Raw genomic sequence first — 14,868 nt, forward strand, 5'->3', positions numbered from 1 at the left:
CGGTTTCGATGACGATCTCGCTGCGCAGCACGCAGAGCAACAACCGCATTTGCGGCCTGCTCACCCAGATCCGTCCCGCACTGGAACGAGTTAAACATCATCGTGCGCTACCATGGGGAAGAACTGCCGGCGTTCATGCGGGAACTGGAGCAACGCCCCGACGTGCCGCACGATTACTGCGCCTGCTGATCCTCACGGCGACCCGCGCGAACGAGGTGCGCTATGCGCAGCCGGGGGAATTTGATCTGCATAATCGTGTCTGGTCTATTCCCGGCGACCGTACCAAAAGTGGCCGGCCGCTGCGCGTGCCGCTTTGTGAGCAGGCCATCGACATAGTTCGCAGTGCGCTGCCCAAGGCGAAATACGGGTATCTGTATCCCGGTTGCAAGGAAGGGCCTGTCGCGGCATGGGATCACCGTGAATGGATTCCGGTCGACGTTCCGCGACTGGGTGGCGGAGTGCACGGAATACCCGGATTCGCTCGCGGAAGAGGTGTTAGCTCACGTTATCGATTCGCAGACGGTGGCCGCTTACCGGCGTCGCGATCAGCTTGAGAGTCGGCGTGGCGTTTCTCTCCTCTTTCGATGAAATGGCAGGCGTTTAGTGGGCGGCGAAGGTGGCGAAGGCGGCGCGGCCCAGGCTGCCCAGCACGGTATCGTTTTGCGGTGTGTGAATGCGTGCGCAGAGCACATCCCGGTAGTGCCGCTCCAGCGCGTTGTTGCGGCTCAGTCCCGGATTGCTGCTCGCTTCGAGCGCGAGTTCCACGGCGTCGATCGCGTTTTTGCTGACGAGATACTTGATGGTCGCGGCCTCGTTCACCGCGATCTGGCCGACCGCGCCCGCGTCGAGCAGGACCCGGTTGTTGAGGAGCAGCGCGTCGATGCGCCCCGCCGTCTGCTGAAAGCTGTCGAGACTCGCGAGCGGCGCCTTCAGGCCGGACGGCGTGCGCGTCGCGGCCCAGTGCACGAACCAGTCGCGCGCGGCGCGGGCCACGCCGTCGTAGATCGACGGCAGCAGCACGCTCATCCAGAGAGCGGTCACCGGGTCCATGCCATTCGACGGGCCCGGCGATTGCAGGTCGACCGCATAGTCGGCAGGCACATGCACGTTGTCGAAGATCACTTCGTGGCTGCCCGTCGCACGCATGCCGAGATGATTCCACGGCTCGCCGAAGCGAATGCCGGGTGTGTCGCGATGCACGAGCCATGTGCCCACGCGCGGCTCGGGCTCGTCGGTGCGTCCCCAGACGGCGAACCACGTGAGTCCGGGGCTGCCCGTCGAATAGATCTTGCGGCCGTTCAGAATCCAGTGATCGCCTGCGCGCTTGCCGACCGTTGCGGGCAAGCCGCCGCGCGAGGGCGAACCCAGTTCAGGCTCGACCCGCAGCGAATTGATCAGCGCACCACGCTCCACTGCGTCGCGGGCAATCTGCTGCTTCAACGCGACCGGCCAGTTGGCATTTGCTTGCAACCGAAGGTGATAGAGACACTGCATCACGAGGATCAACGCGGTCGACGGTTCGCCGCGCGCCACGGCCCGAACTACCTTCAATGTTTGCGCGAGAGTCGCCTCGTGGCCACCGAGCGAGCGCGGCACGGTGAGCGACAGCAATCCCGCGCGACGCAGTTGCGCGAGGTTGTCGTGAGGAAAATGCGGACCCTGATCGAGCGCGGCCGCGCCTGCCGCGAACTCCGCAGTCAACGAAGCCAGCCAGCGATCGGCGCGTTCGCTGTCCAGATCCGCAAGCGCGGAGACGGCCACGGGGTCGTGTTCGGCGTCGCGCGCGCTGTGGTGCTCAGGGCTGTGCTCGGGAACGATCAGGTTGGTGTCGGGATGTCGGCTCGTCATGCTTTTTACGGTGTCGGGCGCGTGAAGGACGCTCGTGAATCACGGCGATGCGACCGGGAACTGCCTGACCGGCAGTGCGCCGGTCAAGCGAGTCATCGATACATGGGTAGTTCCCGCCGCAGCTGCGCGCAGAAACGATGAGACACCTACGATACGGACGCGCCGGTCATTACGCAAACGCATTGTTCTTCTTTGTTAATATGCGAGAGCGCAATGCATCGCGGCGTTGAACGATGCGGGCCAAATGCGCTAAGCTCGGACAATCCCGATCAACGTGGTGAGTCCACATATCGTTCCGGAAGCGAAAGAGATCAATGAAACTCGATGAAATCGAGGCGTTTGTCGCGGTCGTGCGCAGCCAGTCGTTGAGTCAGGCAGCCGAATCGCTGGCGCTCACCCAGCCTGCCGTGACGCGGCGGATTCAGAATTTCGAAGAAGCGCTCGGCGTCGAACTGCTGGATCGCAATACCAAACCGTTGAAAACCACGCCCATGGGACGCGCGGTCTACGAGCAATGTCGCGCGATCGTGCGCGAGGTCGATGCGCTGCGCCATCTCGTCACCGACGATGCGCCGCTTGCCGGCGTGCTCAGGCTTGGTGTCGCGCAAACGGTCGCGGACGTGGCGATGCTCAGTGCACTGCATGCGCTCAGACAGGCGCATCCCGAGCTTCAGGCGAGGGTATCGACGGGCTGGGGCAGCCCATTGCTGCAAAAGGTCGAAGACGGCGAACTGGATGCTGCCGTCGTGTTGTTGCCGGCCAATCGTTTGTTGCCCGAGACCCTGGTCGCCAATTCGCTTGGAGCGCTCAAGATGGCGGTGGTCGCGCGCAAGGGCAGCATGAAGAAGCGCGCCTATTCGCTCGCCGAGTGTCAGCCCTTGGGCTGGGTTCTCAACCCGGATGGTTGCGGCTTCCGGGCGGGTCTTCAACATGCGCTCGCCGCGCAAGGCTACACGCTGAAGCTCAATCTGGAGACCCTCGGCACGGAACTGCAACTTGGCCTCGTCGCGGACGGCGTGGGGCTGGGTCTCGTCCCCGTTCCGCTCCTCAGCAGGAGCACGCACGCAGCTGAACTGGACATCGTTCCGGTCAGCGACTTCAAGCCCGAAATCGCAGTGTGGATGGTTCGCTCGCGCGCGCTCGGCAAGATGCAGAGTGCGATCGCCGTGTTGTCCGAGAGTATCGAGCAGAGCTTCAAGGCCGCGCGTCTCGCACGCGCTGCCTGACACCGCTCGCGTGTGCGGCGCGCGGCCGGTCCACGTAAAGAGAGACGCGGGCCGACACCGCCCGGATCAGATCACGAAGAAGCCATGCGTGCCGTCGCGTTCGAGCTGCGCGACCAGCCCGTATTCCCATTCTAGATAGGCGTTCATCGCTTCATGCGCGTTGTCGGTGCCTTCATAGGGCCGGCGATAGCGATCGATCCGCGGCGATGCCAGAGAAGCTTCACCCGTTTCGACAGGCAATCCTGCGCGAATCCATGCGGACGTGCCGCCTTCGAGCACCTGCACGGACTTGCCGGTTAGCGCCGCGACCTCGGGCGCGGCGAACGGTGCAAGCGCATTCGTCGCGCACGTGACGACATAGCGCTTCGCATCGGGCAATACGCGCAGATCGTCGAAGTCGTTCGACAGACGCGAGCGGAGCAGCCAGCGCGCACCGGGAATATGGCCTTTGACATGGTTCGCGCTGGACGTGAAATCGAGCACGACCGTCTGGCTCGCCTTGTCCGCCAGCAGCGCGGCGAGCTGCTGCGGCGAGATCGACGGCGTCGCAGATGGCTGCGGCTTCGGCGCCTGCCATGCGCCGCTCTGGGTCAACTGGTCCGGCGACGCGCCGTCGATCACATAGACGTCGATCTTCATCTGCGCAAGCCATGACGCCGTCATGTTGGCGCGCACGCCATCGTCGTCGAACAGCACGACACGCGCACCGCGCACTGGCGCAAACATCTCCGTTTCCTGCACGAGCTGGCCGCCAGGCGCACCCTGGAATCCGGGTGCGTGAGCCTGCTCGTACTCGGCGGGCGTCCGGACGTCGAAGCGGTACGTGGTGCGTGATGCGTCCGTAGCCCAGCGTGCGGCTTCTTCGAGCGACGTGCGCCCCACGCCCGCGCGCTCGGCGAGCGCAAGCGCCGCCGTGCGCGCCGCGGCGAGGTTCGCCGGGTCGCGCCCCGCGCCGATATCGAACGTCCGCTTGCTGCCGTGCTGCAAGGTCTGCCCGGCGAGTGTCCAGCCGATCGTGCCGTTGCGCAACGCAGCGACAGGATTCGGCAAGCCCGCGTTGACGAGCGATTGCGCGCCGATGATGCTGCGCGTGCGTCCCGCGCAGTTGACGATGACGCGAGTCTTGGCGTCCGGCGCGAGGGCCCGCGCGCGCAAGACCAGTTCCGCGCCGGGCACGCTGAGGCTGCCCGGAATGTTCATCGTCTGATATTCGTCGAAACGGCGGGCGTCGAGTACGACGACATCCTCGCCGTTCTGCAACAGCGCATCGACTGCCTGCGCCGACAACGACGGTGTATGCCGCTGCGCCTCGACGAATTCACCGAACGCCTTGCTCGGCACGTTGACGTCGCGGAACACTTCGCCGCCCGCCGCGATCCAGCCCTTCAGGCCGCCTTCGAGCAACGTCACGTCGGTATAGCCGAGCGCGGTGAGCCGCTCGGCCGCGCGCCCGGCAAATCCTTCGTCCGCATCGAGCAGCACGATGGGAATGCCCGGGCGCGGCAGACGCGTGTACGCTTCCAGTTCGATCTTCGAGAGCGGGAAGTTTGCGGCGAACAGCGGATGACTCTGCGCATGCGGATCTTCCTCGCGCACGTCGAGCAACGCGATCTCGCGTCCGGTGAGCAGCGCTTCCCGCACATCCTGGTAGGTACGTTCGCGATATGACTTCATGAAAGACCGAGTTCCTTGCTGAGGTCCCAGAGATTGGGGACGGTGTCGTTCGAATAGCCTGAAATAAAGGGCTTGGGCGTGGCGCCGGGTGGATACGTGGAGCGATGGACCGCGCCGATGTTCGCGCCATAAACATGAATGCTGATCGACACGCGGTCGTCGTAGGCATGACGGACGCGGTGAATGTCGCCGATGGTCGGAGAGACGGCTTCGATCGCGCCACGCTCGAGCCGCACTTCATCGCCTGTCTGGCGCGGCGTGCCGTCGCGATCGCGCACGAAAGACGCCGCGAGTTCCGCGCCGCGCTGCACGCCGATCAAACCCCATACCGTGTGGTCGTGAATTGGCGTTTGCTGGCCCGGTCCCCAGACGAAGCTGACCACGGAGAATCGCTGGCGCACGTCGGCATAGAGCAGAAATTGCTGATAGCGATCCGCCGATGGTTGCGCGTACGCGTCGGGCAGCCAGTCGTCGACGCTGATCAACTCGCTCAACGCGGTCGCGCCGCGTTCGAGCAGGTCGGCTTCGCTGGCGGCCGTGTCGACCAGTTCCGCGATGGTGCCGACAAAGTGCCGAAGTTTGCGAATGGCCATCAGTCGAGCAGCTCCGGTTCGGCTTCGACGAGACCTTCGTAGAGGCTCTCGAACGAATATTGCGCGCCGCCCGGCCGTCCAACCTGCGCGTGCGTCAACGCCGCCATCTCGTGAGGAATCGGCTGTGGCTTGCCTGCGGCCTCAGCGAGCAGTTGCGCATGACACGCGTTGTCGAGCGCGAGATACCACCAGGCCGCCGCTTCGACTGTCGGGCCGGCGGTCAGAATGCCGTGGTTCTTCAATATGACCGCCTTGAAGTTGCCCAGCGCGGCGGCAATGCGTGCGCCTTCCGTCGTATCCAGCACCACGCCCCTGAAGTCGTCGAAGAGCGCGTGGTCCTCGTAGAAGGAGCACGAGTCCTGCGTGAGCGGATCGAGTGTGCGGCCGAGCGTCGACCATGCCTTGCCATACAGCGAATGCGTGTGAGCCGCCGCGACGATGTCGGGCCGCGCTTCGTGAATCGCGGCGTGGATCGCGAATGCGGCCTGATTGACCGGGCCCGCGCCAATCACGATTTCGCCCCGGCTATTGACGAGCAGCAGGTCCGACACGCGCATGCGTCCGAAATGCCGGCCTAGCGGGTTGACCCAGAAGTGGTCGGTCCATTCGGGGTCGCGCGCGGTGATATGGCCGGCCAGCCCCTGTGCGAAACCGGCCTGGGCGAACAGACGAAACGCGCCGGCGAGCCGCTCCTGACGATGGCGGCGTTCCTCGGCCACGGTTCTCGCGGGGCCGTTTTCGTCGAACCAGAACTTGCGGATCGGCGGGTCGCGAAACGGCAAAGTGGAAGAGTCGGGCAGTCGGGGGCTCATGATCTCGCGTTCCGGTCAGGCCGCATGGCGCGCGCGCGACGTCAGTTCGCGCGTCGCGGGAATCAGTTCTCTGCCATAGTCGATCGCGTCTTCGAGCGGATCGAAGCCGCGGATCAGGAACGTCGTCACGCCAAGTTCGTGATACTCGGATAGCGTTTGCGCGACCTGTGCGGGCGTGCCGACCAGCGCGGTCGAATTCGACCGGCCGCCGATTTCTCGCGCGACCGCGGTCCACAAGCGCTCGTCGGCGCGGACCCCGTCGCCCGCTGCCGCGAGCAGACGCCGCGCGCCTTCGCTCTGTTGCGGGCCGCCGCGCGAAAAGCCCTGCTGGACGCGCAGCCGGCGCGTCTCTTCGAGGATGTGTTCCGCCCGTTCCCACGCCGCCTTTTCGGTCGACGCGAGAATCGGGCGGAACGACACCGAGAAACGCACAGTCCGCCCGTGCTTCGCGGCCTCGGCGCGCACTCGCGTGATCTGCTCGAGTACCTGCTGCTTCGATTCGCCCCATAGCGCGTAGACGTCGGCATGTTTGCCGGCGACTTCGAGCGCGGGGGCCGACGCGCCTCCGAAATAGATCGGTACGTGCGGTGACTGCTTCGGTTTCACCTCGGAGAACGCCTGAGCGAAGCGATAGAAGCGGCCTTCGTGGTCGAACGGCTTGTCCTCCGTCCACACGCGCCGAAGGATCTGAAGGTATTCGTCGGTGCGGGCATAGCGCTCGTCGTGGCCCAGATAGTCGCCATCGCGGCGCTGGTCCTCGTCGCTGCCGCCCGAGATGAAGTGCACCGCGAGACGGCCACCCGAGAAATGGTCGAGCGTCGCGATTTGCCGCGCTGCAAGCGTCGGCGACACGAAGCCGGGGCGATGCGCGAGCATGAAGTGCACGCGCGATGTGACGCTGGCCGCATAGGAAATCGTCATCGCGGCGTCGGGGGTCGTCGAGCTATGCGGGACCAGAATGCGGTTGAATCCCGCGTTTTCGTGCGCCTGAGCGAAAGCGCGCACGTAGTCGACGTCGATTGCGGGACCGCTGGGCGCATGCGTTTCAGACAACTTTCGCTGCTGGATCATGCCAATGAATTCGACGCTCATGTTCGCTCCTGTTGATCTCTCAACCCCGCCAGGCGGGAGGGTTTGCGGAGCAGGCGAGCGTATGGGCCGCGCCTGCGGGACCCATGCAGGCTAACACCGGGTTATGCGCAGGTTAAATAGTAAATTCAGATAAACATATCGAACCCGCATGATAGTCGCGCGACGCCACCTTTCCCTGAGCTGTTTCCTATAGATTCCGGCCAACGTTTAGAATTCTCGAAGTCCTTGTGGACTGACGCGCGCTGCCTTTCGTTAGCCCAACCCGTCGCTTACAACTTCAGCGGAGACGACATGATCAAACCGATAGATGTTCGTGCAGTCGCCGGCTGCACGCGTGAAGGCTATTCAAATCAGGTGCTGACGAGCGTGAATGACCACGACGTCCACTTGAGCGTCATGAACGAGCCGTATTACTGGCATCTGCATCCGAACTCGGACGAAACATTTTTTGTCGTTGAAGGCGTGCTTAGCGTCGATTTCGAGGATGGATCAGTCGACCTCCAGGCGGGCCAGTTGCTGACTGTGCCCGCAGGTATGCGCCATCGCACGCGGCCGGCCGGCGCACGCTCTGTCAACCTTACCGTTGAAAAGTCTGATGCGGCTACCGTGCAGTGCGAAGCACCGCCGCATTGGACGAAGTCGCCCTAAAGCCGGATCAAAGCGTCGAGCAACCCGGCCGTGATCAGCAGCGACAGCAATCCCGATCCATGAGATTCGGCAGCCGTGCACGACTCTCGATGCTCGGGACCGGCTGTATCATGAGCATCGGCTCGCGGCGTGAGCGCCGCTTTGGTTTTGCGATCCGCGTAGTTCCAGAAGCCGGCGACTATGACCGTCGCAACAGTTGGCAGCCCACGAATGGACCTTTGGATTCAACCTTGCGCACTGTGCGCTGACCTCTACGGGCAGCCGTCCACCGCGACCCCGCACCGCGATCTCACGCTCAATGGCGTTGGGGCGGTGAAGGATGCGCGGGCGGAGGAGCACTACACGTGCATTCGGTGCCGCGCGGTGTTTGCGCGAATTCTTGCCGGACCGCCGACGCGGCAGATCTGGCTGTTACTGAACGCCGGACAGCACTAGCGCGAGTTGTTGCGGACGCATGCGCCGCCGTTCGCGCGTGCTGCACGAGCCCGGCTTGCGCGCCTCGCGCGCAATGTTCAGAAGCGCGCGAACGCACTCACCAGCCTGTTAAAGGCACCGGCATTCGACACATTCATTCCATGCGACGCGCCGGCGACGGTCTGCCGCTCTGCGTAGTCGATCCATTCGGCGAGCTTTTCGACGTTGTTGCGAAACATCCGGGGACTTTTCTGGCCGTCGATCAGCAACGTCCTGCACTTCACGTCGCGCGCCGCTTCCCGGGAATAGGCGGGCAACGGATCGCGCAGCTGTTTGGGCAACGTGCCCGCGTTGTCGATCGCCATGGTGCGAAACGCAACCGGACTCCTGCGCCATGATCCAGGCGCGCTCACCGAGTCGACGAACAGCTCCAGTCCCGCGTCGATCTGTTGATTTTCGATAAGTTCGGCGACGCGCGCACGCAACACATTGGTCGATGCAGGCAGCGACGCATCCGCCATCCCCTCGATCTGCAGCGGACCGCCCGGGTCCGCGAGCGTCAGTGATTTCACGAGACGCGGATGCTCGCGTGCGACATGAAACGCGATACAGCCGCCACGCGAATGCCCGACCAGATGGACGGGCGCGAGACCGATCGCCTCGATGAACTCGGCCAGCTCGGCCACGTGCGTCTGCCAGCCGAACTCGCCCTGGATACACGCCTCGCTCGCCGGCCAGTAATGGCTCAGGCTCACCGTGATACAGCGGAAATGCTGCGACAGCGCCGCGGTCTGCGCATTCCAGTAGCGGTAGTCGCACAGCGACCCGTGCACGAATAGCAGCGGTTCGCCTTCCCCGCACTCCACATACGGCACGCAGATGCCGGATGCGATCGTCGCAAACGACAGTTCTGGTACGGCAAGCACTGAGAAATCGGTACGGGCGTTCATTGACTGGCTCCTTTGCGGCCACTATGCCCGATGTCGAATTCCAGGAAAATCGCGTAATATTGATCGAATCTATCTATTTTTCTGATACCAGCATTGAAAGCTCTCGACCTGGACGTCATGACGATGATCGTCGCGGTGGCCGACACCGGTAATATCAGCCGGGCGGCCGAAGTGGTGCATCGCTCGCAATCGGCGGTAAGCATGCAGATCAAAACCCTCGAAACCGCGCTGGGCAAGCCGCTTTTCGTCCGCAAACCGAGGAACGTGGTCCCGACCCAGGACGGCGAGGTCTTGCTGACCTACGCTCGCCGCATGCTGGCGTTGCGTGACGAGGCGTGGGCCGCGGTGGTTCGGCCAGACGTGACCGGACGCGTGAGCATCGGCGTGCCGGACGATTACGCTTCCTCGCTGCTGCCGCCGATTCTCAAGAAATTCTCCGCGACCTATCCGAAGGTGGAGATTCAGGTCGTGGGCTTGCCAAGCGTTGCGCTTGCGCCGCTGGTGAAAGACGGTTCGGTCGATCTGGTATGCGCGACGCGGGTCAAGGGTTTGTCGGGCGAGTTCATCCGCTTCGAGCCGATGGAGTGGGCAGCCGCGCCGAGCGCCGATGAAATCTGGCGCGAGAGGCCGCTGCCGATCGCGGTGTTCCTGCCGGGCAGCGTCGCGCGGGAAAATGCCATTCGCAGCCTCGAGCGCGCAAAGATCCCTTACCGGACTTCATATGAAAGCCCCAGTCTGCTCGGTCTGCTTTCGATGGCCGAGGCTGGGCTCGCGGTTGTGTCACTGGCTCGTTGCGCCGTGCCGCCGCACTTCGTGCTGCTGGGACAAGCCCACGGCTTACCCAATATCGACGCCCTTGAAATGGTGCTCGCGCGAAGCACCGGATCCAGGCGGCCGCCTTGCGAATTTCTCGCGGAGAAAATTCTCGCCGAGTTGAGGCGCTAGTTGCAGACACCGTTGTTACAGCGTGATCGGGACACGTCAGTCTCGGGCTGTTGCAGTTGCCGGATTGCGGCGGCATTGGCGATTGCCCCGAAGAAAACATGCGCTACGTTGGGTCGTATGCCGGACTGGCGGGATGTGCACTTCGCAGTCGATGCTCTCACAGCCGCATTGAGCGAGCTTATGACATGAGCGCAAAGACCTGCTGCACATGCACGAATAAGGTGCCGGATCGGCATCCGTGGGTGCGTGCGTTCACCTGAACAGGGCGGAAACCCACTGCGATGCGCCGAAATGCGGTGATTTCCGCATGGCACGCTTCTCGCTGAAGAACGAGGGCAAGGAGCCGGCGCATCATCCGGTTCAGTACACAATCTGGAAATGGACGGCTAGGGTTCCGGCCTGCTTCACGCAGGCGCTGGTCCGAGAGCCGTCGACCTCAGGCGAGGTTACACGGCGGGACAAAAGCCCGGGAGAGAACGCGATGTTTGCGCTGCTCCCTGCCGTCGCTAACCGTCCCTTCCGAGGTCAACCTCATGCGCAAGCTCGTTCGCTTTCTCGGCATCGCCGCTGTCTCCCTCGCCACCTTCGCCTCCACTTCCGCATTTGCCGCAGGCCGCACCGACTTCAAGGTTTGCTGGACCATCTACGCCGGCTGGATGCCGTGGGGTCAGGCAAAGACCCAGGGCATCGTGTCGAAGTGGGCCAAAAAATATGGCATCAACGTCGATGTCGTGCAACTGAACGACTACGTCGAATCCATCAATCAGTACACCGCCGGCAAGTTCGACGGCTGCGCGATGACCAACATGGATGCGCTGACCATTCCGGCCTCGGGCGGCGTGGATTCGACGGCGCTGATCGTCAGCGACTATTCGAACGGCAACGATGGCGTGCTCATCAAGGGCAAGGGCAAGCAGATTGCCGACCTGAAGGGCAAGCAGATCAATCTGGTCCAGTTCTCCGTGTCGCACTACCTGCTGGCACGCGCCCTCGAGAGTGCGCATATGAGCGAACGCGACCTCAAGGTGGTGAACACATCCGATGCCGATATCTCCGGCGCGTTCGCGACGCCCGCCGTCCAGAACACGGTGACGTGGAACCCGATGCTCGCTGACCTCAAGGCGCAGCCGAACGTGACCGAAGTCTTCGACTCCAGCAAGATCCCCGGCGAAATCATGGACATGATGGTGGTCAACACCAGAACGCTGCACGACAACCCCGCCCTCGGCAAGGCGCTGACGGGCGCATGGTTCGAGATGGTCGCGCTGATGCGCGCCAACAACGCCGACAGCAACACCGCACTCAGTGCGATGGCCAAAGCGTCGGGCACCGATCTCGCGGGCTTCAAGGGGCAGCTGTCGACCACCGCGCTGTTCTATACGCCGAAAGCCGCGCTCGATTTCGTCACCAGCCCCGACATGCCGAAGATCATGACGCGCGTCGCCCGGTTCTCGTTCGATCACGGTCTGCTCGGACAGGATGCCAAAAACGCGGACGTGGTCGGCATGGCGTTCGACAAGGGCGTCGTGATCGGCAACAAGAGCAACGTCAAGCTCCGTTTCGATCCGACCTACGTCGAAATGGCGGCGGCCGGCAAGCTCTGAGCCAGATATCCCACGCATTCGACAAGGCGGGCATCCATGCGACTCATCAATCGACATCCCAGCCGAAGCGGCGGCTTGATGCTGCTGTTGCTGCCGTTCATCGTGCTGATGGCGGTGTATTTCACCGGGTCGTCGATGCGGCTCAAGGCCAATCCCGATGACAAACTGCTGCCGGGCGCGACGCAGATGAGCGAGGCCATCAAGGAAGTCGCTTTCACGGAGGACAAGCGCACGGGCGAGTATCTGCTGTGGGCCGACACGGTATCGAGCTTGCGGCGGCTCGGCATCGGCCTCGTCGTGAGCGCCGTGATTGCCCTGGTGGCGGCCATCGCGACCGGCTCGTTGCCGTTGGCGAGCGCCACGTTCTCACCGTTCATCACGGTGGTGTCGATGATCCCGCCGCTCGCAGTGTTGCCGATTCTGTTCATCGTGTTCGGGCTCGACGAATTGTCGAAGGTGGTGCTGATCGTGGTTGGCATTACCCCGATGATCATCCGCGACCTGCATTCGCGGGCCCGTGAAATCCCGGCCGAGTTGTGGGTCAAGGCGCAGACGCTCGGCGCGACGAGTTGGACGCTGATTCTGCGACTCGTGCTGCCGCAACTGCTGCCGCGTCTGCTGGTGGCGATGCGTCTGTCGCTCGGCGCGGCGTGGCTCTTTCTGATCGCCGCGGAAGCGATTGCTGCGACGGACGGTCTCGGCTACCGCATCTTTCTGGTGCGCCGCTATCTCGCGATGGACGTGATCCTGCCTTACGTCGCGTGGATCACGCTGCTCGCGTGGCTCATCGACGAACTGCTGCGCCGCCTGACGCAATGGTCGTTCCCCTGGTATGGAGGCGCCCGATGATCGAAGTTCGCAACGTCTGGAAGGAATACGGCGATCAGGTCGTGCTCGAACGATTGAACCTGCGCATCGAAGAGGGCGAGTTCTGTTCGATGGTCGGCGCATCGGGCTGCGGCAAGTCCACCTTCCTGCGGCTGTTGCTCGGCCAGGAGCGCGCGACGCGCGGCGAGATTCTGCTGGACGGCGAACCGTTGCCCGGCGAACCCGATGAGCATCGCGGCGTGGTGTTTCAGCGCTATTCGGTGTTCGACCATCTCACGGTGATCCGCAACGTGATGCTGGGACTCGAATTGCCGCGAGCGAAGTTCACGGGCCGGCTGTTCGGTGCGCGACGGCGCGCGGCGCGTGACGAGGCTGCTGCGATGCTGGAACACGTGGGCCTCGGCGCGGCGTTGGACAAATATCCGGCGCAACTGTCGGGCGGCATGCAACAGCGCCTTGCGATTGCCCAGGCGCTGATGATGAAGCCGCGCGTGCTGCTGCTCGATGAGCCGTTCGGCGCGCTCGATCCCGGCATCCGCAAGGACATGCACGAATTGCTGCTGAGCCTGTGGCGCGAATCGAAGCTGACGATCTTCATGGTCACGCACGACCTGAAGGAAGGCTTCACGCTGGGCAGCCGCGTGCTGGTGTTCGACAAGGTCCGTGTCGATCCTCAAGCGCCTGGCGCCTACGGCGCGCGCATCACCTACAACATCCCGCTCGACCATAGCCGCGACTCCGCATCGTCCCTTCATATGGCCCAGGCCGTGGTGGAAGGCGCATCCCGTGTCGAAGCGGTCTCAGCCTGACAGGAGTCTTGACAACATGGATCTACTACTTGAAGAAACCGTCCCCGGCGGCGGGCATGCATCGTTGATCGTCAAGCGCGGCCAGTCGCTGCGCATTACCGACCTGCGCGGCGGAGCGAACGTCAGCGTCATGTTGGTCAATGCAAACGAGAAGAGCGAACGGCTCAACCTGCCCGATACGCTCAAGTGCCAGCACACGGCGAAACTCACGGCCGGCCATTGCCTGTACTCCGATATGGGCCGCGTGCTTGCCGCGATCGTGGCGGACACCTGTGGATGGCACGACAGCATCGGCGGCGTATCGAATGCGGAAGAGGTCCACGAGCGCTACGGCATGGGCCGGTATCAGGAACTGCGCAACGCGTTCTATCGCAATGGCACCGACAACCTGCTCGTCGAGATGGGCAAGTGGGGGCTCGGCATCCGGGACCTGCTGATGACGCTCAATCTCTTTAGCCGTGTCGATGTCACGGACGAAGGCGCGCTGAATTTCGTGCCCGGCAATTCGAAGGCGGGCGACTACGTCGACCTGTATGCGCCGATGAACACGCTCGTCGTGCTCACCGCGATCCAGCATCCGCTCGATCCGCATCCGGAATACGCGCCCAAGCCGGTCAAGCTTGCGCTGAGCCACGCGGAGCGTGACGTTGCCGAGTTTTGCCGCACCGCATGTGAAGAAAACGTGCGCGGTTTCATCAATACCGATCGCTTCTTTCTTTGAGCGGAGCCCCGACACCATGACTACGACGCTCACAGCCAGCGACAAGCGCCCCGAACACGCGGTATTTCGCGAAACACTTGCAGCCGGTGAACCGTGGCTTCACGAACTGAAGGCGGGGCAGACGCTGCGCATTCTCGATCTGGAAGGCAATCAGGCCGTCGATACGCTGTTCTACAGTCTCGCCGATCCGCGCGAGCGCTTCGATCCGCAACGCACGCTGCGCCGGCAGAAAAGCCTGTACCTGACGACTGGCACCGTGCTGTACTCGAACCTCGGCAAGCCGATGCTGACCATCGTCGCCGATACCTGCGGGCGTCACGATACGCTCGGCGGCGCTTGCGCACAGGAGAGCAACACGGTGCGCTACGCGCTGGAAAAGCGCTACATGCATAGCTGCCGCGATAACTATCTGCGCGCCTGTGCACACGACGGACGTTTGTCGAAGCAGGATATCGGCGCGAACATCAACTTCTTCATGAACGTACCGGTGACGTCAGACGGCGGTCTGACCTTCGAAGACGGCATCTCGGCGCCGGGCAAGTACGTCGAATTGCGCGCGGAAATGGATGTGATCGTGCTGATCTCCAACTGTCCGCAATTGAACAATCCGTGCAATGCCTATAACCCGACGCCCGCGGAGCTGCTGATATGGAACTGAAGCGTATCCGCAACTGGCTTTACTTCGTCATGCTGGTTCGCTCCGG

General features: G+C 63.2%; 15 protein-coding genes and 1 riboswitch. Of the genes, 9 read left to right on the plus strand and 6 right to left on the minus strand.

Going from position 1 to position 14,868, the window contains the following annotated elements:
• The first annotated feature begins 8 nt into the window (after window positions 1-8).
• A complete protein-coding gene (locus FVF58_RS05145) occupies window positions 9-554 on the plus strand; it encodes a site-specific integrase (RefSeq protein WP_246216938.1) in 546 nt (181 codons plus the stop codon).
• 46 nt (window positions 555-600) lie between these two features.
• On the opposite strand, the gene FVF58_RS05150 is transcribed toward FVF58_RS05145, so the two are convergent.
• Window positions 601-1,848: an acyl-CoA dehydrogenase family protein gene (locus tag FVF58_RS05150; RefSeq protein ID WP_149668831.1), complete on the minus strand. Its 1,248-nt coding sequence runs from the start codon at window positions 1,846-1,848 to the stop codon at window positions 601-603.
• Window positions 1,849-2,162: 314 nt separating this feature from the next.
• Here FVF58_RS05150 and FVF58_RS05155 point away from each other — a divergent pair, with 314 nt between their 5' ends.
• The gene (locus tag FVF58_RS05155) at window positions 2,163-3,074 is read left to right on the plus strand and encodes a LysR family transcriptional regulator (protein WP_149668832.1); all 912 of its coding nucleotides are present in this window, start codon (window positions 2,163-2,165) and stop codon (window positions 3,072-3,074) included.
• Between the two features lie 66 nt (window positions 3,075-3,140).
• Here the strand turns inward: FVF58_RS05155 and FVF58_RS05160 are convergent, their stop codons facing one another.
• Genes FVF58_RS05160 through FVF58_RS05175 form a run of 4 tightly spaced genes read right to left on the minus strand, consistent with a single transcriptional unit; the run spans window position 3,141 to window position 7,245 of the window.
• Window positions 3,141-4,748, minus strand: a complete 1,608-nt coding sequence (locus FVF58_RS05160; RefSeq protein WP_149668833.1) for a rhodanese homology domain-containing protein — start codon at window positions 4,746-4,748, stop codon at window positions 3,141-3,143.
• Complete coding sequence (locus FVF58_RS05165; protein ID WP_149668834.1) at window positions 4,745-5,341, minus strand: cysteine dioxygenase family protein; 597 nt, start codon at window positions 5,339-5,341, stop codon at window positions 4,745-4,747. The genes FVF58_RS05160 and FVF58_RS05165 overlap by 4 nt, the downstream gene beginning before the upstream one ends.
• Window positions 5,341-6,153: a class II aldolase/adducin family protein gene (locus tag FVF58_RS05170; RefSeq protein WP_149668835.1), complete on the minus strand. Its 813-nt coding sequence runs from the start codon at window positions 6,151-6,153 to the stop codon at window positions 5,341-5,343. The genes FVF58_RS05165 and FVF58_RS05170 overlap by 1 nt, the downstream gene beginning before the upstream one ends.
• 15 nt (window positions 6,154-6,168) lie before the next feature.
• Window positions 6,169-7,245, minus strand: a complete 1,077-nt coding sequence (locus tag FVF58_RS05175; protein ID WP_149668836.1) for an LLM class flavin-dependent oxidoreductase — start codon at window positions 7,243-7,245, stop codon at window positions 6,169-6,171.
• Window positions 7,246-7,536: 291 nt separating this feature from the next.
• Here FVF58_RS05175 and FVF58_RS05180 point away from each other — a divergent pair, with 291 nt between their 5' ends.
• Window positions 7,537-7,893: a cupin domain-containing protein gene (locus FVF58_RS05180; protein ID WP_149668837.1), complete on the plus strand. Its 357-nt coding sequence runs from the start codon at window positions 7,537-7,539 to the stop codon at window positions 7,891-7,893.
• Between the two features lie 512 nt (window positions 7,894-8,405).
• Here FVF58_RS05180 and FVF58_RS05190 read toward each other — a convergent pair.
• Window positions 8,406-9,257 carry an alpha/beta fold hydrolase gene (locus FVF58_RS05190; protein WP_149668838.1) on the minus strand — a complete coding sequence of 284 codons (852 nt, stop codon included), beginning with the start codon at window positions 9,255-9,257 and terminating at the stop codon, window positions 8,406-8,408.
• Between the two features lie 123 nt (window positions 9,258-9,380).
• Between FVF58_RS05190 and FVF58_RS05195 the strand changes: the two genes are divergently transcribed.
• The 6 genes from FVF58_RS05195 to FVF58_RS05220 all read left to right on the plus strand — a co-directional run bounded on the left by FVF58_RS05195 (window position 9,381) and on the right by FVF58_RS05220 (window position 14,822).
• Entirely contained in the window at window positions 9,381-10,202 is an 822-nt protein-coding gene (locus tag FVF58_RS05195; protein ID WP_188130730.1) for a LysR substrate-binding domain-containing protein, read from the plus strand.
• A gap of 375 nt (window positions 10,203-10,577) precedes the next feature.
• A riboswitch (guanidine-I (ykkC/yxkD leader) is annotated at window positions 10,578-10,677 on the plus strand.
• Window positions 10,678-10,735: 58 nt separating this feature from the next.
• Window positions 10,736-11,806 carry a putative urea ABC transporter substrate-binding protein gene (locus FVF58_RS05200; protein ID WP_149668839.1) on the plus strand — a complete coding sequence of 357 codons (1,071 nt, stop codon included), beginning with the start codon at window positions 10,736-10,738 and terminating at the stop codon, window positions 11,804-11,806.
• A gap of 36 nt (window positions 11,807-11,842) precedes the next feature.
• A complete protein-coding gene (locus FVF58_RS05205) occupies window positions 11,843-12,655 on the plus strand; it encodes an ABC transporter permease (RefSeq protein WP_149668840.1) in 813 nt (270 codons plus the stop codon).
• Window positions 12,652-13,443: an ABC transporter ATP-binding protein gene (locus tag FVF58_RS05210; protein ID WP_149668841.1), complete on the plus strand. Its 792-nt coding sequence runs from the start codon at window positions 12,652-12,654 to the stop codon at window positions 13,441-13,443. Before FVF58_RS05205 ends, FVF58_RS05210 begins: the two co-directional genes overlap by 4 nt.
• 16 nt (window positions 13,444-13,459) lie before the next feature.
• Entirely contained in the window at window positions 13,460-14,164 is a 705-nt protein-coding gene (locus FVF58_RS05215) for an urea amidolyase associated protein UAAP1 (RefSeq protein WP_149668842.1), read from the plus strand.
• Window positions 14,165-14,180: 16 nt separating this feature from the next.
• A complete protein-coding gene (locus FVF58_RS05220) occupies window positions 14,181-14,822 on the plus strand; it encodes an urea amidolyase associated protein UAAP2 (protein ID WP_149668843.1) in 642 nt (213 codons plus the stop codon).
• Window positions 14,823-14,868: the final 46 nt, after the last annotated feature.

The sequence above is a fragment of the Paraburkholderia panacisoli genome (assembly GCF_008369935.1).
Classification (GTDB): domain Bacteria; phylum Pseudomonadota; class Gammaproteobacteria; order Burkholderiales; family Burkholderiaceae; genus Paraburkholderia; species Paraburkholderia panacisoli.